The following is a 22,555-nucleotide window of genomic DNA, read 5'->3' on the forward strand; positions in this document are numbered from 1 at the left end:
CCGGGGCGCCCGTTCCCGACGAGCGGCCGTCGAACCCAGCGTGGTCTCCTGATCCGACTTCGTGAGGTCCTCGGCCGTGGGTCCGGTGGGCACGCCCTGGTCCGAGTTCTGCTCGTCGACCGGGGCGTGCCCTCTTCTCGTCGTGGCCGCCGCCCGCCGGGGTCGTCGTCACCGTCGTTTCGCGACACGCGCCTCCTCGTGTTTTACTTGAGTTCCTCTCACCTCGTGGAGGTTCAGGGCACGAGGCGGGGGGTCGACCGCGGGGGCGTCGAACGCGTCCCCGCGGTCGGACCGTGCGTGCGTCGTCGACGTCGCGTCTCGGTCGTCGCCCACGACCCGGTCGATGGTGCAGGGTTGACTCATCATGTCGCCCGCTCCCGTCGCCCCCCTGGCCGCCCTGCTCCCGTCGCACCCGGGCGTCGACTCGTACGACGCCGACACGGCGTACACGGCGTTCGCCGAGTGGGCCGAGTCGCGCGGGCTGCCGCTCTACCCGGCGCAGGACGAGGCGATGATGGAGCTCGTCGGCGGTGCGTCGGTGATCCTCAGCACGCCCACCGGCACCGGCAAGTCGCTCGTCGCGGCCGGCGCCCACTTCGTGGCCCTGAGCCAGGGCGGGCGGTCGTACTACACGGCACCGATCAAGGCCCTCGTCAGCGAGAAGTTCTTCGCGCTGGTCGAGCTGTTCGGGCCCGAGAACGTCGGCATGGTGACCGGTGACTCGTCGGTCAACGCCGACGCGCCCATCATCTGCTGCACCGCCGAGATCCTCGCGAACCTGGCCCTGCGGCACGGGGCCGACGCGGCCGTCGACCAGGTCGTCATGGACGAGTTCCACTTCTACGGCGACCAGTCACGGGGCTGGGCCTGGCAGGTGCCGCTGTTGCTGCTGCCCCGGGCGCAGTTCCTGCTGATGTCGGCGACGCTCGGCGACGTCACGCGCATCACCGACGACCTCGCCCGTCGCACCGGACGGCCCGTCGCGCGGGTCACCGGCGTCGAGCGCCCGGTGCCGCTGCACTACTTCTACGCCCAGACCCCCGTGCAAGAGACCGTCGAAGAGCTGCTCTCGACCGGTGAGGCACCCGTCTACGTCGTGCACTTCTCGCAGGCCGCCGCACTCGAACGGGCGCAGGCGCTGTCGAGCATCAAGATCGCCAGCCGCGAGCAGCGCGACGAGATCGCCGAGCTGATCGGCGGGTTCCGCTTCAGCACCGGCTTCGGCAAGACCCTGAACCGCCTCGTGCGATCGGGCATCGGCGTGCACCACGCGGGCATGCTGCCGAAGTACCGCCGCTTGGTCGAGCAGCTCGCCCAGCGCGGACTGCTGCGCGTCATCTGCGGCACCGACACCCTGGGCGTCGGCATCAACGTGCCGATCCGCACCGTGCTGCTGACGGCCCTGACCAAGTTCGACGGCACCCGCATGCGCCAGCTGAGCGCACGCGAGTTCCACCAGATCGCCGGCCGGGCCGGTCGCGCGGGCTACGACACCTCGGGCACGGTCACGCTGCAGGCGCCCGAGCACGAGATCGACAACCTCAAGCAGATCGAGAAGGCGGGCGACGACCCGAAGAAGAAGCGCAAGATCGTCCGCAAGAAGGCACCCGACGGCTTCGTGTCGTGGGGCGAGCCCAGCTTCACCAAGCTGATCGCGGCCGAGCCCGAGGCCCTGACGTCGCACATGCAGGTCACGCACGCGATGCTGCTGAACGTCATCGGCCGGGGTGGCGACGTGTTCGCGAACGTGCGGTCGTTGGTGTTCGACAACCACGAGCCGCTCGCGAAGCAGTACGCCATGGCCCGCCAGGCCATCTCGATCTACCGGACGCTCCGCACGGCCGAGGTGGTCGTGCAAGAGCCCGCGCCCGACGGCGGGGCCCCGACGATCCGGCTGACGGTCGACCTGCAGGCGAACTTCGCACTGAACCAGCCGCTGTCGCCCTTCGCCCTGGCGACCTTCGACGTGCTCGACGTCGAGTCGCCGACCTACGCCCTCGACATGGTCTCGGTCGTCGAGGCGACGCTCGACGACCCCCGGCCGATCCTGTCGCAGCAGCAGTTCAAGGCCCGGGGCGAGGCCGTCGCGGCGATGAAGTCCGAGGGCATCGAGTACGACCAGCGCATGGAGCTGCTCGAGGAGGTCACCTGGCCGAAGCCGCTCGACGAGCTGCTGACCGCCCTGTTCGAGACGTACGCGGCCTCGCAGCCCTGGATCGGCGACTTCGCGCTCAGCCCCAAGTCGGTCGTGCGCGACCTCTACGAGCGCGCGATGACGTTCGGCGACTTCGTCAACTTCTACGGCCTGGCCCGCTCCGAGGGACTCGTGCTGCGCTACCTGTCGGACGCCTTCCGGGCCCTGCGGCAGACCGTGCCCGACGAGGCGAAGACCGACGAGCTGGTCGACGTGATCGAGTGGCTCGGCGAGCTGGTGCGTCAGGTCGACTCGAGCCTGCTCGACGAGTGGGAAGAGATGGTGAACCCACGAGAGGCCCTGGCCCACGACGAGATCGTGCCGCCGACCCTCCGCACCCTCACCGCCAACGAGCGGGCGTTCCGCATCATGGTGCGCAACGAGCTGTTCCGCCGCGTCGAGCTCGCCGCGCGGGACGACGCCGACGCCCTCGGCGCCCTCGACGCCGGCTCGGGGTGGGACGCCGACCGGTGGGGCGAGGCGCTCGACCGGTACTACGACGAGTACGACGCGATCGGCACCGACGCCGCGGCCCGCGGGCCGCAGATGCTGCAGGTCGAGCAGCTGCCCACCGTCTGGCGCGTCCGGCAGATCTTCGCCGACCCCGAGGGCGACCACGACTTCGGCATCTCGGCCGTCGTCGACCTCGCCTCGAGTGACGAACGCGGCGAGGCCGTGGTCACCGTGACGGCGGTCGGGCCTGCCTCCGAACGGAGCCGACCGTCACCCGTCGAGGGGTAATCTCGTAGGGTCGTGCCACACCCCGGCAGCCGACCAGCACCGCCCGCGTTCCACCACGAAGAGGTCGCCATGTCCCGTCTGTCCGGCAAAGTCGCCATCGTCACCGGGGCCGCCTCGGGCATCGGCGAGGCGATCGTCCGGCGGTTCGCCGACGAGGGGGCCCGGGTCGTCGCCACCGACATCGTCGACGGCTCGAGCGTGGCCGCCGAGACGGGGGCCGAGTTCGTGCAGCACGACGTCGCCAACGGCGGCGACTGGAAGCGCGTCATGGACCGCATCGCCGAGCACTACGGCCGGCTCGACGTGCTGGTCAACAACGCCGGCATCGTCTCGGGCCAGTCGATCGACGTCACCCAGCTCGAGAGCTGGAACAGGGTCTTCGCCGTCAACGTCACCGGCGTCATGCTCGGCACCCGCTTCGCCATCGAGCAGATGCGCGCCAACCCCGACGGTGGGGGCGGGTCGATCATCAACCTCGCCCCGGCGACGTCGTTCCTCGGCTTCGGCGACGACGCGGCCTACACGGCGAGCAAGCACGCCCTCGTCGGCCTGACCCGGTCGAGCGCGGCGCACGCCGCCCAAGAGGGCTGGAACATCCGCATCAACTCGCTGCACCCGGGCCCGACCGACACGGCGCTGTTCCGCCGCCAGGTCGAGGCCCAGCCCCAGGTGCTCGACGCGTTCAAGGCGATGAGCCCGCGCGGGCGGCTCGCCAAGCCCGACGAGGTCGCCGGGCTCGCCCTGCACCTCGCGAGCGACGACTCGGCCTTCTCGACCGGCGCGCAGTTCGTCGTCGACGGCGGCCTGTCGAGCACGCACCCCTCGATGTAGCTGCGCGTCGCCGCGACGCGACACCGCACGGCCCGGCGCGACGACGCGACGACGCGGCGCCGGGGTCAGAAGAGCGTCGCAGGAGGCGCGGGCGGGGTCGCGGGCGCCGCGATCGGGGCGGTCGTCGCGGTCGGCGCCCCCGGCCAACCGGGCCCGGACGGCACGTCGGTGCGGTTCTGGAACGCCGTGGCCGCGCCGCGGGCCCGCACGTCGGCGGCCTCGTTCATCTCGTGGCCGACGTGGCCGCGCACCCACTCGAAGCGCACCTTCCGCCCGGCCAGTGCGGCGTCGAGCTCTTTCAGGATCTCGACGTTCAGCACGGGCTTGCCGTCGGCCTTCCGCCAGCCCTTGCGCTTCCAGCCGGGCATCCACTCGGTGCAGGCCTTGATCGTGTACTGGCTGTCGCAGAGGATGTGCAGGTCGTCGTCGGTGCCGGCCGTGGCACGCAGCAGCTCGAGCACGGCCGTCAGTTCGCCCTGGTTGTTCGTCGCGCGCGGCCAGCCGCCCGCGGCCCACCGCTCGTCGTCGACGTACCAGGCCCATCCGGCGGGGCCGGGGTTGCCGAGGGCCGATCCGTCTGCTGCGGCGGTGATGGTCATGCGGGTGCTCCTTGCGTCGACGGGTTGCCGCTCCACGGTAACGTGCCGGGCGCGACCGACCGGACCCGCGCCTCCTGCGGGGGAGTCGTGGAGCGACGTCGCGGGCGGGCGCGGTCGCCGGCTCGTCGACGCGGAGTCCGTCGCGAGTGTCGGGGTCAGCCGTTGTGGTCGGGGTGCGAACCGGTGCGCTCGCCGGTCTCGATGCCCGCGATCGCCGCGAGGTCGCCCGCGTCGAGCTCGAAGCCGAAGACGTCGAGGTTGGCGCGGATGCGCGACGGTGTGACCGATTTGGGGATCACGACGAGACCCTGCTGCAGGTGCCAGCGGATGGTCACCTGCGCCGGGGTGACGCCGTGCTTCGCGCCGATGCGGACGAGGGCGGCGTTGTCGAGGATGCGTCCGCGGGCGAGCGGCGACCACGCCTCGGTCACGATGCCGTGCGCGGCGTCGAAGGCGCGCAGCTCGTGCTGCTGCAGCCACGGGTGCACCTCGACTTGGTTGATGGCCGGCACGACGTCGGTCTCGGCCAGCAGGCGTTCGAGGTGCGCCACCTGGAAGTTGCTCACGCCGATCGAGAGCGCCCGGCCCTCGGCACGGATCGTCTCGAGGGCGCGGTACGTCTCGACGTACTTGTCCTGCCGCGGGGCCGGCCAGTGGATCAGGTAGAGGTCGACGTGGTCCGTGCCGAGCTTCGCCAGGCTCTCGTCGAACGAGCGGAGCGTCTCGTCGTAGCCGTGCGCGGTGTTCCAGACCTTCGTCGTGAGGAACACCTCGTCGCGAGGCAGGCCCGACGCGCGGAGGGCACGGCCGACGCCCGTCTCGTTCGCGTAGAACTCGGCCGTGTCGAGGTGCCGGTAGCCCTCGGCGAGGGCGGTCTCGACGACCCGCTCGGCCTCGTCGTCGGCGACCTTGTAGACGCCGAGCCCGAGCTGCGGGATCGTCCGGCCGTCGTTGAGGGTGATCTGGGGCACGTCGGGTGTGGGCATGCCCTCAACTCTGCCAGCCTCCGGCTGACACGTGTCGCCCGTCGTCGGCGACGGTCGGGTGAACGGTGCGTGCCGCGGCGGAACCCCGTTGGCCCGGGAGGCGCGGGTCAGCTCGCCTGGATCGGCACCGGTTCGGTGTCGGGCAGCGGGCTCGCGTCGCGACCCCGCAGGTCGGGCAGCGCCTTGTGGAACACGGCACCGACGATCGTGCCGACGAAGGCGAAGCAGGCCGCGACGATCAGGCCGCCCTGCCCGCCGACGTGGTCGATCGCGAAGCCGGCGATCGCCGACCCCAGGGCCGAGCCGATCAGCTGGCCGGTGCCGGCCCAGCCGTAGGCCTCGGCGGTGTCGCTGAACTTCACGCTCGACGACACGACGGCGAACATGACGGCGAGTGCGGGCGCGATGCCGACGCCCGCGATCAACAGGGTGATGCTGATCGGCCAGAGGCCCGTCGCGAAGATCGCCAGCGTCATGCCGACGAACACGATGGCGATGCGTCGGGCGAGTGCCCACGGGCCGACCGGGACGTGCCCGAGCGCAAGCCCGCCCACGAGCGACCCCGCGGCGAAGATCGCCAGTGCGATGCCCGAGTCGGCGCTGCCCTCGCCGAAGAGCGCCACGACCCCGGCCTCGACCGCGGCGCAGGCCCCGATGAGCAAGAACCCGGCGACGGTCGCGAGCAGCACCGTCGGGCGGGCGAGCACCTTGCCGAAGGCCCGCTTGCTGCGGGGGATGCGGACGCGACCGACCTCGGGCGACGCGATGAACCAGATGCCGCCGCCGACCAGGAACGCGGCCGCGAGCCAGATGGCCTCTCGCGTGCCGACCTGCGTGCCGACGAAGGTCGTGATGACCGGGCCGGCCACCCAGATGATCTCTTGGGCGGACGCGTCGAGCGAGAAGAGCGGGGTCAGCTGGTTCGAGGTCACCATCTTCGGGTAGATGGTGCGGACGGCCGGCTGCACGGGCGGCACGCTGAGGCCCGTGACGAAGCCGAGCGCCATGAACACGGGCACCGAGAAGTCGTACAGGGTGAAGGTGACCATCGTGATCAGGCAGACCACCAGCGTCAGCGTCAGGACGGGGCGCATCGCCCAGCGGCCCATCCAGCGGCTGGTGAGCGGCCCCGAGATGGCCTGGCCGATGCTCGTCGCGGCGAGCACGAGGCCGGCCGCGGCGTAGGAGTGGTGCACGTGTTCGACGTGCAGCAGGAACGCGAGCGACAGCATGCCGAACGGGAAGCGCGCGGTCAGCTGGGCCGCGATGATGCGCGAGACGCCGGGCGTCTTCAGCAGGGTCGAATAGGTGCTCACGAGGGGTCAAGTCTACGAGCGCGGTCGTCGGTCGCGACACGCCGGTGGCCCGAATTGGGGACACCGGCCGCGAATGTCGGTGGTGGGGAGAAGGATGTGCACAACCCGCCAGAAACGGGGGAGAACCGGCCCCGATCTGTTCACAACCTGTGCATGGGCCTGTGGATAATTACAGCCGTGTAACACCGCATCTAGTTGTGCCCACCAGCGTCGGCCACAAGATGTAGTATCGAAGAGTCGCCACGGGCACTACGCCCCGCAGGCTCACGAACCACCGATCCGGCCTCAGGGGCCGGCCAGAACACAGGGGATCCCATGGCCATCACCGTCTACACCAAGCCGTCCTGCGTCCAGTGCACGGCCACCTACCGGGCGCTCGACAACAAGGGCATCGAGTACGACGTGCTCGACGTCACCGCCGACGACGCGGCCCTCGAGAAGGTCCGCGCCCTGGGCTACATGCAGGCCCCCGTGGTCATCGCCGACGACGACCACTGGAGCGGCTTCCGCCCCGACAAGATCGCCGCGCTGGCCGCCAAGGTCGACTAGTCGACCGGGCGCCTCGCGCCCGTCCAGTCAGCATCGTGACCGGGGGCCGTGCCCCACACCACGTCGGAGACGAGGACTCGTCGTGACGAACGAACTCGTCTACTTCTCGAGCGTCTCGGGCAACACCGCCCGTTTCGTCACCAAGCTCGGACTGCCGGCACGGCGCATCCCGCTGTTCCCGTCCGAGCCACCGCTCCACGTCCGTGACCCCTACGTCCTCGTCCTGCCGACCTACGGCGGCGGCGAGGGGCGAGGCGCCGTCCCGAAGCAGGTCATCCGGTTCCTCAACGACGAGGGCAACCGACGCCTCATCCGAGGCGTGATCGCGGCGGGCAACACCAACTTCGGAGAGGGCTACTGCCTGGCCGGCGACATCATCGCCGCCAAGTGCGACGTTCCCCTTCTCTACCGTTTCGAAGTCTTCGGAACGCCAGACGACGTACAAGCCGTACAGACAGGATTGGAAGAATTTTGGACACTGCAGTCGATGACCTCGAAGTGATCGCCGCACCGGGGCAGGGTCTCAGCTCCGGCATGGACTACCACTCCCTGAACGCGATGCTGAACCTCTACGGCCCGTCCGGCGAGATCCAGTTCGACAAGGACCGCGAGGCGGCCAAGCAGTACTTCCTGCAGCACGTCAACCAGAACACCGTGTTCTTCCACAACCTGCGCGAGCGCCTCGACTACCTCGTCGAGAACGAGTACTACGAGCTCGCGACCATCGAGCAGTACGACTTCGCGTTCATCGAGAAGCTGAACGACCTGGCCTACTCGAAGAAGTTCCGATTCCAGACCTTCCTCGGGGCGTTCAAGTACTACACGTCCTACACGCTGAAGACCTTCGACGGGAAGCGCTACCTCGAGCGCTTCGAAGACCGAGTGGTCATGACGGCCCTCGGTCTCGCCCAGGGCGACGAGAAGCTCGCCGTCGACCTGGTCGAAGAGATCATCGCCGGTCGCTTCCAGCCGGCCACGCCGACCTTCCTCAACACGGCGAAGGCCCAGCGCGGCGAACTCGTCAGCTGCTTCCTGCTGCGCATCGAAGACAACATGGAGTCGATCTCGCGCGGCATCAACTCGTCGCTGCAGCTGTCGAAGCGCGGTGGCGGCGTCGCCCTGTCGCTCTCGAACATCCGTGAGGCCGGTGCGCCGATCAAGCAGATCGAGAACCAGTCGTCGGGCATCATCCCCGTCATGAAGCTGCTCGAAGACAGCTTCAGCTACGCGAACCAGCTCGGTGCCCGTCAGGGTGCCGGTGCCGTGTACCTCAGCGCCCACCACCCCGACATCATGCGATTCCTCGACACGAAGCGTGAGAACGCCGACGAGAAGATCCGCATCAAGACGCTGTCGCTCGGCGTCGTCGTGCCCGACATCACGTTCGAGCTCGCCAAGAACAACGAAGACATGTACCTCTTCTCGCCGTACGACGTCGAGAGGGTCTACGGCGTCCCCTTCGGCGACGTCGCGATCAGCGAGAAGTACCGTGAGATGGTCGCCGACTCGCGCATCAAGAAGACCAAGATCAAGGCGCGCGACTTCTTCCAGACGATCGCCGAGATCCAGTTCGAGTCGGGCTACCCCTACATCGTGTTCGAAGACACGGTCAACAAGGCGAACCCGATCAAGGGCCGCATCAACATGTCGAACCTGTGCTCCGAGATCCTTCAGGTCAACACGCCCACCACGTTCAACGAAGACCTCTCGTACGACCAGATCGGCAAAGACATCAGCTGCAACCTCGGCTCGATGAACATCGCCCTGTCGATGGACGCCCCCGACCTCGGCAAGACCGTCGAGACCGCGATCCGCGGCCTCAGCGCGGTCAGCGACATGAGCCACATCACGTCGGTCCGCTCGATCGAGGTCGGCAACGACCAGTCGCACGCCATCGGCCTCGGTCAGATGAACCTGCACGGCTACCTCGCTCGCGAGCGTGTGCACTACGGCACGCCCGAGGCGATCGACTTCACGAACATCTACTTCTACACGGTGCTGTTCCACGCCCTGCGCGCCTCGAACACCATCGCGATCGAGCGTGGCGTCAGCTTCGGCGGCTTCGAAGACAGCACGTACGCGTCGGGCACCTTCTTCGACAAGTACACCGAGACCGAGTGGAAGCCCGAGACCGAGCGGGCCGCCGCACTGTTCGCCGACGCCGGCGTCGCGATCCCGACGCAGGACGACTGGCTCGCGCTCAAGGCCAGCATCATGCAGCACGGCATCTACAACCAGAACCTGCAGGCCGTGCCGCCGACTGGCTCGATCTCGTACATCAACCACTCGACGTCGTCGATCCACCCGATCGCGTCGAAGATCGAGATCCGCAAAGAGGGCAAGCTCGGTCGCGTGTACTACCCGGCGCCGTTCATGACGAACGACAACCTCGAGTACTACACCGACGCGTACGAGATCGGCCCCGAGAAGATCATCGACACCTACGCCGCGGCGACGCAGCACGTCGACCAGGGCCTGTCGCTCACGCTCTTCTTCAAAGACACGGCGAGCACGCGCGACATCAACAAGGCGCAGATCTACGCATGGCGCAAGGGCATCAAGACGATCTACTACATCCGCCTCCGTCAGCTCGCGCTCGAGGGCACCGAGGTCGACGGCTGCGTCAGCTGCATGCTCTAGGCCCTGTGCCTCACGGCCTTCGCGCCACCCGGCGCGGGCCGGCCTCGACAGCCGGCCCGCGCCTCCTGAACTCACGCTCTTCCCTCTGAAAGGCACGTCATGACCATCACCGATCCGGTGCACGCCACCGGCAAGTCGGTCCCGCTGATCACGTCGGTCAGTGCGATCAACTGGAACCGCATCAACGACGACAAAGACGTCGAGGTGTGGAACAGGCTCGTCAACAACTTCTGGCTGCCCGAGAAGATCCCGCTGTCGAACGACGTGCAGTCCTGGAACACCCTGACGCCCGAAGAGCAGCAGATGACCATGCGGGTCTTCACCGGCCTGACGCTGCTCGACACGATCCAGGGCACCGTCGGCGCGATCAGCTTGATCCCCGACGCGATCACCCCGCACGAAGAGGCCGTCTACACGAACATCGCGTTCATGGAGTCGGTGCACGCCAAGAGCTACTCGTCGATCTTCTCGACCCTCGCGTCGACGCCCGAGATCGACGACGCCTTCCGCTGGTCGACCGAGAACGTCAACCTGCAGAAGAAGGCCCAGATCGTCCTCGACTACTACACCGGTGACGACCCGCTGAAGCGCAAGGTCGCCTCGACGCTGCTCGAGTCGTTCTTGTTCTACAGCGGCTTCTACCTGCCGATGTACTGGTCGTCGCGCGCCAAGCTCACCAACACGGCCGACCTGATCCGCCTCATCATCCGCGACGAGGCCGTGCACGGGTACTACATCGGCTACAAGTTCCAGAAGGGTCTCGAGGGCGCCTCCGACGAGCGCAAGCAAGAGATCAAGGACTACACGTTCAACCTGCTCTTCGAGCTGTACGAGAACGAGATCCAGTACACGCAAGACCTCTACGACGGCGTCGGCCTCAGCGAAGACGTCAAGAAGTTCTTGCACTACAACGCCAACAAGGCGCTGATGAACCTCGGCTACGAGCCGATGTTCCCCAAAGAGACGACCGACGTGAACCCGGCCATCCTGTCCGCGCTCTCGCCGAACGCCGACGAGAACCACGACTTCTTCTCGGGGTCGGGCTCGTCGTACGTCATCGGCAAGGCCGTCAACACCGAAGACGAGGACTGGGACTTCTAGCCCACCCCCGCACCGCGCAGCAGGCGCCGCCCACCCGGGCGGCGCCTGTTCTGCGTCCGGCTGCGCCGCGCCGGTCGGTTTCGGCGCGCTCGATCCGCGAGAACACCGGGAAGTGGACAGGACGCCGCCTCGTGCCGCGGTGTCCTGTCCACACGGCGGCGTGCCGGGGGCGTGCTCAGTCGGCGAGCAGCGCCGCCCGGATGGCTGCGATGCCGAGGCGGACCTCGGCGAACGAGGTGCTGAGCGGCGACAGGCCGATGCGCAGGGCGTCGGGGTTGCGGAAGTCGGGCACGACGCCGCCTTCCCACAGCCGGGCGACGATCTCGCGGAACGACTCGTGGGTGATGGTGACGTGGCTGCCGCGCTCCGACGCATCGCGCGGCGTCGCGACCGTCACCCCGAGCGGCACGAGCCAGGCGTCGACGAGCTCGAACGCGTAGTCCGTCAGCGCGAGCGACTTAGCCCGGACGGCGTCGATGCCGGCCTCGTCGATCAGGTCGAGCATGTCGTGCATCGCGAGCATGCCGAGCACCGGGGGAGTCCCGCTGACGAACCGCCGGATGCCCTCGGCGGGCGTGTACCCGTCGGCCATGGCGAACACGTCGGCCGCGCCCATCCAGCCCTGGATCGGCTGGTCGAGCTCGGGCAGCAGCGAGGCGCGGGCGTAGACGAAGGCGGGCGCGCCCGGCCCGCCGTTGAGGTACTTGTACGTGCAGCCGACGGCGAGGTCGACGCCCCAGTCGTCGAGCCGCATCGGCACGACCCCGACGCTGTGGCAGAGGTCGGCCAGCACGAGCCCGCCCGCCTCGTGCACGATCGCGGTGATCGCCGGCAGGTCGACCAGCCACCCGGAGCGGTACGAGACGTGGTTGACGATCAGCAGGGCCGTGTCGGGCCCCACGACGTCGCGCACCTGCGGCACGGTCACGCCGGTCGCCTTGTCGACGGCGATCCAGCGGATCGTCGCGCCGTGCTCGCGCGCGATGCCCTCGACGACGAAGCGGTCGGTGGGGAACTGGTCGTCGTCGATGACGATCTCGTGCCGGTCGGGCCGGGCCCGCAGCGCCGCCCGGATCGCCTTGTAGAGCAGCACGGTCGTCGAGTCGGCGACGACCGTCTGACCCGGGGCGGCCCCGAGGCAGGCCGCGGCGATGCGGTCGCCGAGTTCGGTCGGCAACGCCATCCAGCGTTCGTCCCACGAGCGGATCAGCCGGGTGCCCCAGGCGTCCGCGACGAACTCGGCCAGGCGGGTCGACGTCGCGGCGACCGGTCGGCCGAGCGAGTTGCCGTCGAGGTACGACACGACGTCGCCCGCCGGCACGAACCGGTCGACGAACGACGCGAGCGGGTCGGCGGCGTCGAGCGGTGCCGCGGGGTGCGCCGAGGCCTGTTCGTCGGGGTCGGCGGCGTCGACGGGGTAGGCGAGCGGATCGGTCATCGGGTCTTCTCCTCGAGGGCGACGCCGAGCAGTTCGTCGGCGGTCAGGGCGGTGGCGCCGGCGAGCCAGGCGGCCCGCTCGTCGGAGGACGCGGAGGCGCGGGGCGCGTCGGCGATCCAGGTCACGCGGGCGAAGGGCAACCGGGTGCCCCCGGTCGGCTCGGTCACGTCGGGCGCGAGTGCCTCGAGCAGGCCGGCCAGCCCGAAGCCGGCCCGGCCCATCGCCCGGAGCTCGCGCTCGTTGACCCCGAGGGGCAGGTCGCCGTTGCCGAGGTCGGTGCCGTAGAGCACGCGGCCCCCGGCGGCACGGAACCGTGACAGGTTGTCGACGGCCGTGAGGAATGCGGACCCACCCGGGACCTCGGTCGCAGGCTCCCTCGGCGCTGGGGTCGCGGATCGCTTCGCGACCCCCTGAGCTCCACCGCGCGGCCCGTGGATGTCGAGCGTGCTGATCCACGTCGTCGAGGCCGCCAGCCGGGCGATGAGGTCGTCGTCGAGCCGCTCGCTGAAGGGTGTGTGGGCGAACCGGTCGACGCCCGCGTCGAGCGCCCGCGCGGCCTGGCCCGCCCCTTGGACGTGCGCGACGACGGGCAGCCCGAAGCCGTGGGCCGCGTCGACCACGGCGGCGAGCGTCGCGTCGTCGAGCACGGGGCCGACGTCGGAGTTCAGTGCCACCTTGACGACCGTGGCGCCGAGGGCGTGCTGCTGCCCGACCACCCGGGCCCCACGCCGCGACCGGGTCGCGGCACGCAGGCCGCCGACGGCCAGGGCGGCCCGGGGCGGCGCCCAGCCCGACCGGCTCGGGTAGCCACCCGGGGCCGTGACGAGCCCGCCGGCGACGGACACCTCGGGCCAGCCGTCGCGACCCGACCGGTCGAGCCACCCGCGAGCCACGGCAGGGTCCCACCCGAGGTCGACGACGCGGGCGATGCCCCCGGCGGGCAGGCGGGCGGCGTCGACGAGGCCGAGGTGGACGTGCGAGTCGGTGAACGGGGCGAGCACGGTGCCGGGGACGTGCGGCAGCTCGGCCCGGACGAGCGCGTCGGCGTCGTGCGCGTCCGCGGGCCCGGCGAAGACGACGCCGTGCGCGTCGAGCCGCAGCAGGCTGCGACCGGACCACCGGCCCGACCAGGCGTGGTCGACCGTGACGAGCCGCGCCTCCTGATCCATGACCCCGACCCTATTCGTGCGCGCTGCCGACGCCTCGCAGGCCCGCCCGCGTCCGGGGACGACGAGGCGGGCCCGCGGGCTGGGGAGGAGCCGAGGAGGCGCGACCTACCCGGGCAGGACGGCCCGCGAGCACCGCGCCACGTACGGCAACCGGATCAGGTCGACGTCGCGGGTGTCGGGGTGCGTGTCGAGCAACCGCTCGACGTCGCGCAGCAAGGCCGCGCGGTCGTCGGGCGACAGCGTGATCACGTAACTGCGGGACGCGATCATGGCGAGGAACTCCTCGCGCCCGAGTTCGTGCACCCAGGCGACGTCGTGACGCTCGACGGCGCCGAACGGGGCCCCGACGACCGGGGCGTCCGACCCCATGTCGCGCTCGCGGGGCTGGTGCATCACGCGGCTGAGCTCGGCCACCCACGGCACCGACTCGTCGCGGATGTTCCAGATCAGGCCCAGCGTGCCGCCGGGGCGCAGCACCCGGGCGATCTCGGGCACCGCGCGGTCGGTGTCGACCCAGTGCCACGCCTGGGCGACCAGCACGGCGTCGACCGAGTCGTCGTCGAGCGGGAGGGCCTCGGCCGAACCGGCGACCGAGACGGCCCCGGGCACGACCTGCTCGAGGGTCGCGCGCATGCCGGGTGACGGCTCGACGGCGGTGACCGACGGTGCCCGGTCGAGCAGCAGGCGGGTGAGCTTGCCGGTGCCGGCCCCCAGGTCGACCACGTGACAGGCGCCGTCGGGCAGCAGCCAGTCGACGGCCTCGAGGGGGTACGACGGGCGGCCCCTCTCGTAGACGTCGGCGGCCAGCCCGAACGAGGCGGCGAGGTCGGAATCGGGTCGAGTGGGGTCGAAGCCGTGGGCGGCCGGGTCGGACCCCTGACGGGTTGGTTGATGTGTCACCAGAACACTGTCGCACGTCACGATCCGTCACACACCCTCTGTTACGCCGGTCGCGGGCGCAGCATGGTGAGGATGACTTCCGAGCCCACCCCGCCCCCGCGTCCGCCCCGGCCCCTCCGGGTCGTCGCCGTGTCGGGCACCCTCAGCACGCCGTCCAAGACCGACGCGCTCGTGCGCGAGATCGTCACCGCTCTGGGCGACGTCCTGCCGATCGAGGCGCACGTGATCCGGGTCAGCGAGCTCGGTCCGCTGTTCGCCGGGGCGCTCACGCGCGACCAGCTCGACGAGCGGGTCGAGCGCGAGTTGGTCGCGATCGAGACCGCCGACCTGCTGATCGCGGCCTCGCCCGTCTACCGCGCCTCCTTCACCGGGCTCTTCAAGCACCTGTTCGACTTCGTCGAGCAGTACGCGCTGGTCGACGTGCCCGTGCTGCTGGCCGCGACGGGCGGCAGCGAACGCCACGCGCTGATCATCGAGCACTCGTTGCGCCCGCTGTTCGGGTTCTTCCAGGCGCTCACGCTGCCCCTCGGCGTCTACGCCCACACGACCGACTTCACGGCGACCGGGGGAGCCGACAAGTACGCGGTCACGGCGCCCCTGCTGCAGGAGCGCATCCGCAACGCGATCCAGCGGGGCCTGCCCCTGATCCGCTCGAGCATCCTCGAGAAGGGCCGCATCGAGCAGGCCCTCGACCGGGGCGAGGCGGACGACGCGCTGTCGGTCGACGACCCCCGGGCGAACGGACTCGAGGTCACGACGCCGACGAGGCTGTTCAGCTGAGCGGACCCGCACCGCACGCCGCGACCCGAAGGCGGGGCAGCCACGCAGGATGCCCACGGGTATCGTGGTCGACGTGACCCCCGACCCGACGCCCCGAGGCCCGTCCGTCGCGCGTGCCGAGATCCGCGACAGCGAGGCCCAGCGTCGGCTCGGCCTCTTGCCCCCGGGCGTCCTGCCGACACGTGCCGCCCGATGGGTGGCCGACGGCGTCGACGACGCCTCCGTGCACGAGCTGGCTGAGACGTTGACGACGACGGACGACGCCCGTGAGGCCCTGCTCGCCCGCGCGGCCGCCGACCTCGGCCTCGGGTTCGGCTCGGTGCGCGAGGCCCGCGCCCACCACGGCCAGCGCGTCGTCGAGTCGATGACGGCCGCTTCGGCCCCGAACGACGCCCTGGGATTCTCGAACGGCTTCACCGACACCATCGAAGAATCGGTCCGCGACAGCATCGCCCGCCTCTTCAAGCCCCGCGGCTGACCGAAGCCCCGAGGCTGACCGCCGCCCCGAGGCTGACCGCCGCCCTGCGGCTGCCCGGGGCTCCGAGGCTGACCGCAGTCCCGCGATGTCACGTACGGCGACCAGCCATCCGAACGGTCGCCTGACTGCGGGTGCGCATGTCGGCCTCGTCGACGTGTCCGTCCGACATTCTTGCATTTGACATGTTTAATGGCGAGAAAGTACGGTCGTGATGAAGTGACGACGGTGCCCGTCCCACCCAGCGTGGGGCGGGCACCTCCGTCCACACCTTCGACGCGATCGGACGCCTCAGCCCATGGCTCACAAACTGAGCATCATCGTCGCCGTGCTCGTCGCGCTCGTCGGCGCGTTCCTCTTCGTGAGGACCAGCGACGAAGCCCTGCCCGCCGGTGCGCGGTCGAACCTCGTCATCTGGGAGCACGGCGACGTGGCCAAGGTGGACACGATCGAGACCCTGGCCCGCTCCGCAGCGGAACACGACGTCGGTCTCGTGAAGGACGCTGTGACCGCGAGCGACGGCGGGACCCTGCGAACGTTGTACGTCGTGCACAAGCCCGACGGGCACGCCTGGCCCGACGAGCACCGCCCGTACCCGGACGTCGGACGGGACGTCGAGACGCGCTGGGCGGACATCGCGACTCTGCCCCTGGCACAGACCAACGGCTTGTACGACAGCGATGCCCCCGAAGAGCGGTTGGCGCTCGTCGCGGACGACCTCGAGGCCCTCGGCATGCAGGTGTCCACCCAGACCGGCGGGCCGGTCACGATGATCCCCTGGGCCCTCTACGCCGTTCCGCTCGCCCCGCTCGTAGTCGCGGCACTGCTCGCCGTCATGGCGGGCGTCGGCCACGGGGCGGTCGTCCACCGCCGGCGAGACGCCATCCTGCAGGTGAGCGGTGCGTCACGACGCTCGACGACTGCTCGCACCGTCCGTGACGACGCCGTCCTCGTCGTGTCGACCCTGATCGGGGGGCTCCTCGCCTCCCTGCCCGTCCTCGCGTGGTACGACGGCCTCGCGCAATGGCCTCGAATCGCTCTCGTCTCGGTGCTCGCCGTGGCCGGAATCCTCGCGTTCGTCGTCGGTGCGGTCATCGTCGCGTCGGCGGCCCGGGCCCGCGCCCGGCTTCTCCCCGCCATCCGCGGCGCTCGACCCGCCGTGTCGCACGTGGTGGGACTCGCCGTCGTGCATGCGCTCGCCCTGGGTCTCGTCGTCTCCGTCATGCCGACCGGTGTCGAGGCGACCGTTCGGGTAGCGGACAACCGCGCCGATCGGGAGGCGTGGGCGGCGGCAAGCGAGTGGTTCGAGCTCCTGTTCCATTCTGGTTTCGACGAGAGTGTCCGTTCGGACAAGCCTTTCGCCAGCATCGCTCGTGCAGAACTCGCGCGTCATCGGGCGCTCTTCGCGGTGCAGCCGAACGGGCCGTTCGAGGGGTACGGACCAGACCACGGTGACTCGCTCACGGTGAATCAGGAGTACCTCCGGCACAACCCTGTCGTCGATGCGTCGGGCCAGACCTTCGGCGAGGCCGATGTCGATGCGAGGTCGCTGACATTGCTGGTCCCTGAGGGACTCGAGGACCAGACCGCCTCCATCGCGGGGGAGTGGCTCGCCTGGCTGGACTGGGAGTCATCCGACCACGAGGAGAGCCCCCCGCGCGACGAACCGATCGGTCTCGAGGTGCGCTACATCGCCGATGGTCAGTCCCTGTTCACGTTCGGAACCAAATGGGGCGACGTGACGAGTCATCAGCGCGACGCCGTCGTCGCCGTGCTCCCCACCGAGGTCGACGTCGTCTCCGACAACTGGCTGGCGAGCAACATGACGTCAGGTGGCGTCCTCTTCTCCGACCCCGTCTCGGTGCAGCGTCAGCTCGACGCCGCGGGACTCGACCAGCAGATCGGGTCCATCGTCCGCGCGGCCGACGTCGCGGCGATCCGCATCGCCGAGCAGGCACGAGAACTGCGTGACGTCCTCGCGGTCGCCGTCCTCGGGGTCGTCGTCCTGATGCTCTCCGCCGTCATGACCGCGGCCGCCGTCGCCGAGCGGGGACGCCGGCGAGACGTGGTCCTGGTGACGGCGGGTGCCGGACCCCTGCGGACGGCGATCCTCCCCGCGATCATGACGGCAGCCGCCGGCACGGCGGTGATCACCGTCACACGAGGGCTCGGGCTCGTCGACGGAGCCGGCGCGCTCGCCGCGGCCGCGGGTGTCGTGGTCCTCGACGTCGTCGTGATCTCAGCCGTCCTCGCCCTGCACCGGTCGCGAATCCGCGCCGACACCCTCGACCGCGCCTGAGGGCACCGCCACCCCGGCGCCGACACCGGTCGGCTCCACCGCGAACCGCCTCCGAGAGGAACACGATGCTCCCCCTCCCGACCCCCGCCGTCCAGGCGACCCCCGACGCGACCACGTCGCAGCCCGTCCTCAGCGTCCGCGACGCCACGCGGCGCCGAGGCACACGAACCCTGTGGGAGGGCATCAGCTTCGACGTGGCGCCAGGCGCCTCCGTCGCCGTCACCGGCCGCAGCGGCACCGGCAAGACGAGTCTGCTGTCCTGCCTCGGCCTGCTCGACCGTGTCGACTCCGGCACCCTCCACGTCGCCGGCGCCGACGTCACGCGGGTGTCGCGCGCCACCCGGCGGAGGCTCTTCCGCGGAACGGTGGGGCACCTCTTCCAGAACTACGCCCTCGTCGACGACTGGACGGTCGCCGCCAACGTCGACGTCGCCTTCATCGGCGACCGCACGAACCGCTCCTCGCGCGCCGAGCGTCGGGAGGCCGCCCTCGAACGGGTCGGGCTGGCCGGGTACGGGCGTCGACCCGTGCACACGCTGAGCGGCGGCGAACAGCAACGGGTGGCCCTCGCTCGGCTCATGGTGCGGTCGCCGCGCCTCGTCATCGCCGACGAACCCTCGGCTGCCCTCGACTCGGACGCCGTCACGATGGTGCTCGAGGTGCTCGACGACCTCCGCCTCGCGGGCTCGGCCCTCGTCGTCGCGACCCACGACGACCGTGTCGTCGACTGGTGCACCGAGACCCTTCCCCTCGGGCTCTCCTCGGACGACCGACGCGACGACGCGTAGGAGGCGCGGTGCCGGTCTCGACCGGCACCGCGCCTCCTCAAGGCCCTCGGCGGGTCAGGCCTTGCCGACCTCGAGTTCGACGACGGCCCACGAGAGCGCGGGCAGGCGCAGGCGTGCCGTGCCGGAGTCGACCGCGACGCCGGTCAGCGGGACGAGCCCGACCGTGTCTTGCGCCTGCTCGGTGTTGGACGAGAAGCGGTCACCGCCCTCGGGCACGGCCAGCACCTCGGCGCGGGTGACGCGGCCACCGTCGAAGCCGCGCAGGGCGAGCTCGACGTCGGCCGTCTCGTCGAGACCGCGGTTGGCGAGGAAGAACGCCAGCTTGCCGGTCTCCTCGTCGTAGGTCGCGCTGACGTCGACCAGGTCGGCGTCGCCGTACTTCTCGGTGTCGACCTTGTCGCTCGTGACGACGGTGCGCAGGATCTGACCCGTGGCCAGGGCCGCCATGCGCGCGAACGGCCAGAAGATCGACTGGCGCCACGCTGGCCCGCCGGCCTCGCTGCGGATCGGGGCGATGACGTTGACGAGCTGCGCCTGGTTGGCGATCTTGACCCGGTCGCCGTGCCGCAGCAGCGAGTTGAGGAACGTGCCGACCACGACCGCGTCGGTGACGTTGTACTGGTCCTCGATCAGTCGGGGGTGCTCACGCCAGCCCTTCGAGACGTTGTGCGGCTGGTCGTCGCTGTCGAGGCCGGTCTGGTACCAGACGTTCCACTCGTCGAACGAGATGTCGACCTGCTTCGCGTGCTTGCCGGCGGCCTTGACGCCGTCGATGGTCGACACGACCTCGTCGATGAACGCGTCCATGTCGACGGCCGTCGCGAGGAAGCTCTTCGCGTCGCCGTCGTGCTCCTGGTAGTAGGCGTGCATCGAGACGTAGTCGACCTCGTCGTACGCGTGGGTGAGCACCTCGTGCTCCCAGGCGCCGAAGGTGGGCATGCCGCGGCCCGAGCTGCCGACCGCGACCAGTTCGATCGAGTCGTCGACGAACTTCATGGCCTTGGCGGCCTCCTGGGCGAGGCGGCCGTACTCGGTGGCCGTCTTGTGGCCGATCTGCCACGGGCCGTCGAGCTCGTTGCCGAGGCACCAGAGCTTGATGTCGAACGGATCCTTCGCGCCGTTGGCGATGCGACGGTCGCTCAGCGCGGTACCGCCGGGGTGGTTGGCGTACTCGACGAGCTCGCGGGCGGCGTCGACGCCGCGGGTGCCGAGGTTGACGGCCTCCATGACCTCGGTGCCGGCCAGCTTCGACCACTCGACGAACTCGTGCAGGCCGAAGGCGTTGGTCTCGACGGTGTGCCAGGCGCCGTCGAGCCGACGGGGACGCTGGTCGACCGGGCCGACGCCGTCCTCCCAGTTGTAGCCCGACACGAAGTTGCCGCCGGGGTAGCGGATGACGGTGGCCCCGAGCTCCTTCGTCAGGTCGAGGACGTCGCGGCGGAAGCCGTTCTCGTCGGCGGTGGGGTGGCCGGGCTCGTAGATGCCGGTGTAGACGCAGCGGCCCATGTGTTCGACGAACGAGCCGAACAGGCGTCTCGGCACGGGGCCGACGGTGAACTCGCGGTCGACGGTGATGCGGGCGGTGGACATGGATCTCCTAGCTGAGGGGAACGGCGTGCGTGTGGTGGGGACGGGGACGAGGAGGCGCGGTGCGGCCGGTCGGGCGGGTCACTGCCCCCCGAAGCCGGTCGTCGAGATGCCCTTGATGATCTGGCGCTGGAAGAACAGGAACACCAGGATCAGCGGCAGGGCCGCGAGGATGGCCGCGGCCATGTTCTGGGCGTACTGGATGCCGTAGGCGCTCTCGATGGTCTGCAGGCCGACCGGCAGGGTGAGCAGCGACGCGTCGTTGGTCACGATGAACGGCCACAGGAAGTTGTTCCAGGCGCCGATGAACACGAAGATCGACACCGCGCCGAGGATGGGCCGCGACAGCGGCAGCAGGATGGTGAAGAACACCCGGATGCGACCGGCGCCGTCGACGCGGGCGGCGTCCTCGAGCTCGATCGGCACCTGGTCGAAGAACTTCTTCAGCACGAACACCATGGCGGGGGCGATGGCCTGGGGCAGGATGATGCCCCAGTAGGTGTCGACCATGTCGAAGGCGAGCATCTGGTAGAACAGCGGCACGATGAGCACCTGCGGCGGGATGATGATCGACGCGATCGTGGCCACGTAGAGCCATTTCTTGCCCCGGAAGTCGAGGCGCGAGAACGCGTAGGCGACGAGGGCCGAGGTGGCCACCACGATGAGCGTGATCACGATCGAGGTGAACAGGCTGTTGAACAGCCACACCGGGATGTTGCCCTGCTCGAGCACCCCGCGGTAGGCGTCGAGGGTGAAGCCCCCGGCCGGGATCCACGTCTGCGGGCTGGCGGCGGCGTCGGCCTCGCTCTTGAACGACGTGGCCAGCGACCACAAGAAGGGCAGCAGCCACAGGACGGCCAGCACGACGAGGATCACCACGCTGACGACGGCCATCGGGCCGAAGGGCTTCTGGCCGGGCTTGTGGCCCTTGCGGCCGCGGTCGGCGGTGGGTGCGCGCAGGGTCGAGGTGGGGGCGATGGCGGGGGCGGTCATTTCTGGGCTCCCTTGCGGTTGCGGGCCGTGATGCTGAACTGGGCGATCGAGATGACGACGATGACCGCGAAGAAGATGTACGAGATCGCCGACGAGTAGCCGAAGCGGTACCCGGTGAAGCCGGTGTCGAAGATGTACTGCACGGCCGAGCGGGTGCTGCCCGCCGGGCCGCCGGTGGTCATCTGGTAGATCTGGTCGAAGACCTTCAGCGACGCGAGCACTTGCAAGATGACGATCAGACCGGTGGTCGGTCCGAGCTGGGGGATGGTGATCGACAGCAGTGAGCGCCAGCGGCCCGCACCGTCGAGCGACGCGGCCTCGTACTGCTGGTCGGGGATGTTCTGCAGCGCCGCGAGGTACAGCAAGAAGTTGAAGCCGACCGTCCACCAGACGGTGGTCGCGACGACGGCGATCATGGCGGTGTCGGGGTCTTGGAGCCAGGCGGGCTGCGGCAGCCCGAGGGTGCCGAGGGCGTTGTTGATCGGGCCTAGCGTCGGGCTGTAGAGCTGGATCCAGAACAGCGAGACGACCGTCGAGGCGAGCAGGTACGGCAGGAAGAAGCTCAGCCGCCAGAGCCACTGGCCCGGCAGGCCCGTGTTGACGAGGATCGCCAGCACGAGCGCCACGACGACGAGCGGGATCGTGCTGAGCACGGTGAACCAGAGCGTGTTCAGCATCGAGCGCCACATGTCGCCGTCGGCGAAGGCCTCGGCGTAGTTCGCGATGCCGATCAGCTCGCCGCCTTGGCCGGTCAGGCTCTGGCCGGTGAAGCTCAGGTAGAAGCCGTGCACCAGCGGCCAGACCAGGAACACCGCGAACAGCACGGTGAACGGGGCGGCGAAGCCCCAGCCGATGCGGTTGTCGGACGGCCCTCGGCGCTTCCGGGAGGTGCGGGTGCGGTCGGTCGCGCGGGCGTCGGACCGCGTGCGGTCGGCGGTGGCCCGGGGGGCCTTGACCGTGGTGGAGGTCACAGATCGACTCCTTCGTCGTCGTGATGGTCGGGTCGTGCGGAGGGTGAGTGCGTCGGTCGGCTCATGTCGGTCACACGGGTGCCGGACGCGAGAGCTGCGTGTTCACCCGCGCGATGAACGCCCGCATGCCGGCGGCCGCGTCGTCCTTCGCGAGGATCACCGACTGGATCGAGTCGAGGAAGTACGTCTGGAAGTCCG

General features: G+C 69.9%; 19 protein-coding genes. 10 read left to right on the top strand and 9 right to left on the bottom strand.

Translation table 11 applies throughout. The features are described from left to right. Nucleotides 1-364: 364 nt before the first annotated feature. Nucleotides 365-2,935: an RNA helicase gene (locus tag ASG05_RS13340; RefSeq protein ID WP_082486796.1), complete on the top strand. Its 2,571-nt coding sequence runs from the start codon at nucleotides 365-367 to the stop codon at nucleotides 2,933-2,935. Nucleotides 2,936-3,004: 69 nt separating this feature from the next. After that, the gene (locus ASG05_RS13345; protein WP_056261851.1) at nucleotides 3,005-3,766 is read left to right on the top strand and encodes an SDR family NAD(P)-dependent oxidoreductase; all 762 of its coding nucleotides are present in this window, start codon (nucleotides 3,005-3,007) and stop codon (nucleotides 3,764-3,766) included. Between the two features lie 65 nt (nucleotides 3,767-3,831). Here the strand turns inward: ASG05_RS13345 and ASG05_RS13350 are convergent, their stop codons facing one another. From ASG05_RS13350 to ASG05_RS13360, 3 genes are all read right to left on the bottom strand, one after another. Beyond that, nucleotides 3,832-4,365, bottom strand: coding sequence for a ribonuclease H (locus tag ASG05_RS13350; RefSeq protein ID WP_056261854.1), 534 nt, complete (start codon nucleotides 4,363-4,365; stop codon nucleotides 3,832-3,834). 155 nt (nucleotides 4,366-4,520) lie between these two features. Continuing rightward, complete coding sequence (locus ASG05_RS13355) at nucleotides 4,521-5,351, bottom strand: aldo/keto reductase (protein ID WP_056261858.1); 831 nt, start codon at nucleotides 5,349-5,351, stop codon at nucleotides 4,521-4,523. Nucleotides 5,352-5,458: 107 nt separating this feature from the next. Then, on the bottom strand, nucleotides 5,459-6,667 hold the full coding sequence (locus tag ASG05_RS13360; RefSeq protein ID WP_056261861.1) for an MFS transporter: 1,209 nt from the start codon (nucleotides 6,665-6,667) through the stop codon (nucleotides 5,459-5,461). A gap of 315 nt (nucleotides 6,668-6,982) precedes the next feature. On the opposite strand from ASG05_RS13360, the gene nrdH reads away from it, so the two are divergent. The 4 genes from nrdH (at nucleotide 6,983) to nrdF (ending at nucleotide 10,957) form a co-directional block, all read left to right on the top strand. Then, nucleotides 6,983-7,216 carry a glutaredoxin-like protein NrdH gene (gene nrdH, locus ASG05_RS13365; protein ID WP_043596549.1) on the top strand — a complete coding sequence of 78 codons (234 nt, stop codon included), beginning with the start codon at nucleotides 6,983-6,985 and terminating at the stop codon, nucleotides 7,214-7,216. 82 nt (nucleotides 7,217-7,298) lie between these two features. After that, nucleotides 7,299-7,718 carry a class Ib ribonucleoside-diphosphate reductase assembly flavoprotein NrdI gene (gene nrdI, locus ASG05_RS13370; protein ID WP_056261864.1) on the top strand — a complete coding sequence of 140 codons (420 nt, stop codon included), beginning with the start codon at nucleotides 7,299-7,301 and terminating at the stop codon, nucleotides 7,716-7,718. 32 nt (nucleotides 7,719-7,750) lie between these two features. After that, nucleotides 7,751-9,856: a class 1b ribonucleoside-diphosphate reductase subunit alpha gene (nrdE, locus tag ASG05_RS13375; protein ID WP_056262951.1), complete on the top strand. Its 2,106-nt coding sequence runs from the start codon at nucleotides 7,751-7,753 to the stop codon at nucleotides 9,854-9,856. Nucleotides 9,857-9,955: 99 nt separating this feature from the next. Continuing rightward, nucleotides 9,956-10,957, top strand: coding sequence for a class 1b ribonucleoside-diphosphate reductase subunit beta (gene nrdF / locus ASG05_RS13380; protein WP_056261866.1), 1,002 nt, complete (start codon nucleotides 9,956-9,958; stop codon nucleotides 10,955-10,957). A gap of 175 nt (nucleotides 10,958-11,132) precedes the next feature. On the opposite strand, the gene kynU is transcribed toward nrdF, so the two are convergent. The 3 genes from kynU to ASG05_RS13395 all read right to left on the bottom strand — a co-directional run bounded on the left by kynU (nucleotide 11,133) and on the right by ASG05_RS13395 (nucleotide 14,464). After that, the gene (kynU, locus tag ASG05_RS13385; RefSeq protein ID WP_056261869.1) at nucleotides 11,133-12,395 is read right to left on the bottom strand and encodes a kynureninase; all 1,263 of its coding nucleotides are present in this window, start codon (nucleotides 12,393-12,395) and stop codon (nucleotides 11,133-11,135) included. Continuing rightward, nucleotides 12,392-13,564: a hypothetical protein gene (locus ASG05_RS13390; RefSeq protein WP_056261874.1), complete on the bottom strand. Its 1,173-nt coding sequence runs from the start codon at nucleotides 13,562-13,564 to the stop codon at nucleotides 12,392-12,394. Before ASG05_RS13390 ends, kynU begins: the two co-directional genes overlap by 4 nt. Before the next feature lie 105 nt (nucleotides 13,565-13,669). Next, complete coding sequence (locus ASG05_RS13395; RefSeq protein ID WP_200936870.1) at nucleotides 13,670-14,464, bottom strand: class I SAM-dependent methyltransferase; 795 nt, start codon at nucleotides 14,462-14,464, stop codon at nucleotides 13,670-13,672. Between the two features lie 72 nt (nucleotides 14,465-14,536). On the opposite strand from ASG05_RS13395, the gene msuE reads away from it, so the two are divergent. The 4 genes from msuE to ASG05_RS13415 all read left to right on the top strand — a co-directional run bounded on the left by msuE (nucleotide 14,537) and on the right by ASG05_RS13415 (nucleotide 18,806). Beyond that, nucleotides 14,537-15,244, top strand: coding sequence for an FMN reductase (gene msuE, locus ASG05_RS13400; RefSeq protein ID WP_157490246.1), 708 nt, complete (start codon nucleotides 14,537-14,539; stop codon nucleotides 15,242-15,244). Nucleotides 15,245-15,293: 49 nt separating this feature from the next. After that, nucleotides 15,294-15,722, top strand: a complete 429-nt coding sequence (locus ASG05_RS13405; protein ID WP_157490247.1) for a hypothetical protein — start codon at nucleotides 15,294-15,296, stop codon at nucleotides 15,720-15,722. A 295-nt stretch (nucleotides 15,723-16,017) separates the two neighbouring features. Next, on the top strand, nucleotides 16,018-18,018 hold the full coding sequence (locus tag ASG05_RS13410) for a hypothetical protein (protein ID WP_056261880.1): 2,001 nt from the start codon (nucleotides 16,018-16,020) through the stop codon (nucleotides 18,016-18,018). 65 nt (nucleotides 18,019-18,083) lie between these two features. Next, entirely contained in the window at nucleotides 18,084-18,806 is a 723-nt protein-coding gene (locus ASG05_RS13415) for an ABC transporter ATP-binding protein (protein WP_056261885.1), read from the top strand. A gap of 54 nt (nucleotides 18,807-18,860) precedes the next feature. Here ASG05_RS13415 and ASG05_RS13420 read toward each other — a convergent pair whose 3' ends face one another. From ASG05_RS13420 to ASG05_RS13430, 3 genes are all read right to left on the bottom strand, one after another. Continuing rightward, complete coding sequence (locus tag ASG05_RS13420) at nucleotides 18,861-20,396, bottom strand: alpha-N-arabinofuranosidase (protein ID WP_056261888.1); 1,536 nt, start codon at nucleotides 20,394-20,396, stop codon at nucleotides 18,861-18,863. A 78-nt stretch (nucleotides 20,397-20,474) separates the two neighbouring features. Then, nucleotides 20,475-21,386, bottom strand: a complete 912-nt coding sequence (locus ASG05_RS13425; RefSeq protein WP_082486799.1) for a carbohydrate ABC transporter permease — start codon at nucleotides 21,384-21,386, stop codon at nucleotides 20,475-20,477. Beyond that, a complete protein-coding gene (locus ASG05_RS13430) occupies nucleotides 21,383-22,357 on the bottom strand; it encodes a carbohydrate ABC transporter permease (protein WP_056261890.1) in 975 nt (324 codons plus the stop codon). The genes ASG05_RS13425 and ASG05_RS13430 overlap by 4 nt, the downstream gene beginning before the upstream one ends. Nucleotides 22,358-22,555 lie beyond the last annotated feature (198 nt).

The organism is Frigoribacterium sp. Leaf186, assembly GCF_001423905.1.
Taxonomy (GTDB): Bacteria; Actinomycetota; Actinomycetes; order Actinomycetales; family Microbacteriaceae; genus Frigoribacterium.

What these genes read in the sequence shown, in the direction of transcription:
- ASG05_RS13340 (WP_082486796.1), top strand. Translation starts at nt 365, where the DNA reads ATGTCGCCCGCTCCCGTCGCCCCCCTGGCCGCCCTGCTCCCGTCGCAC.
- ASG05_RS13345 (WP_056261851.1), top strand. Translation starts at nt 3,005, where the DNA reads ATGTCCCGTCTGTCCGGCAAAGTCGCCATCGTCACCGGGGCCGCCTCG.
- ASG05_RS13350 (WP_056261854.1), bottom strand. Translation starts at nt 4,365, where the DNA reads ATGACCATCACCGCCGCAGCAGACGGATCGGCCCTCGGCAACCCCGGC.
- ASG05_RS13355 (WP_056261858.1), bottom strand. Translation starts at nt 5,351, where the DNA reads ATGCCCACACCCGACGTGCCCCAGATCACCCTCAACGACGGCCGGACG.
- nrdH (WP_043596549.1), top strand. Translation starts at nt 6,983, where the DNA reads ATGGCCATCACCGTCTACACCAAGCCGTCCTGCGTCCAGTGCACGGCC.
- nrdE (WP_056262951.1), top strand. Translation starts at nt 7,751, where the DNA reads ATGGACTACCACTCCCTGAACGCGATGCTGAACCTCTACGGCCCGTCC.
- nrdF (WP_056261866.1), top strand. Translation starts at nt 9,956, where the DNA reads ATGACCATCACCGATCCGGTGCACGCCACCGGCAAGTCGGTCCCGCTG.
- kynU (WP_056261869.1), bottom strand. Translation starts at nt 12,395, where the DNA reads ATGACCGATCCGCTCGCCTACCCCGTCGACGCCGCCGACCCCGACGAA.
- ASG05_RS13390 (WP_056261874.1), bottom strand. Translation starts at nt 13,564, where the DNA reads ATGGATCAGGAGGCGCGGCTCGTCACGGTCGACCACGCCTGGTCGGGC.
- msuE (WP_157490246.1), top strand. Translation starts at nt 14,537, where the DNA reads ATGACTTCCGAGCCCACCCCGCCCCCGCGTCCGCCCCGGCCCCTCCGG.
- ASG05_RS13405 (WP_157490247.1), top strand. Translation starts at nt 15,294, where the DNA reads ATGCCCACGGGTATCGTGGTCGACGTGACCCCCGACCCGACGCCCCGA.
- ASG05_RS13410 (WP_056261880.1), top strand. Translation starts at nt 16,018, where the DNA reads ATGGCTCACAAACTGAGCATCATCGTCGCCGTGCTCGTCGCGCTCGTC.
- ASG05_RS13415 (WP_056261885.1), top strand. Translation starts at nt 18,084, where the DNA reads ATGCTCCCCCTCCCGACCCCCGCCGTCCAGGCGACCCCCGACGCGACC.
- ASG05_RS13420 (WP_056261888.1), bottom strand. Translation starts at nt 20,396, where the DNA reads ATGTCCACCGCCCGCATCACCGTCGACCGCGAGTTCACCGTCGGCCCC.
- ASG05_RS13425 (WP_082486799.1), bottom strand. Translation starts at nt 21,386, where the DNA reads ATGACCGCCCCCGCCATCGCCCCCACCTCGACCCTGCGCGCACCCACC.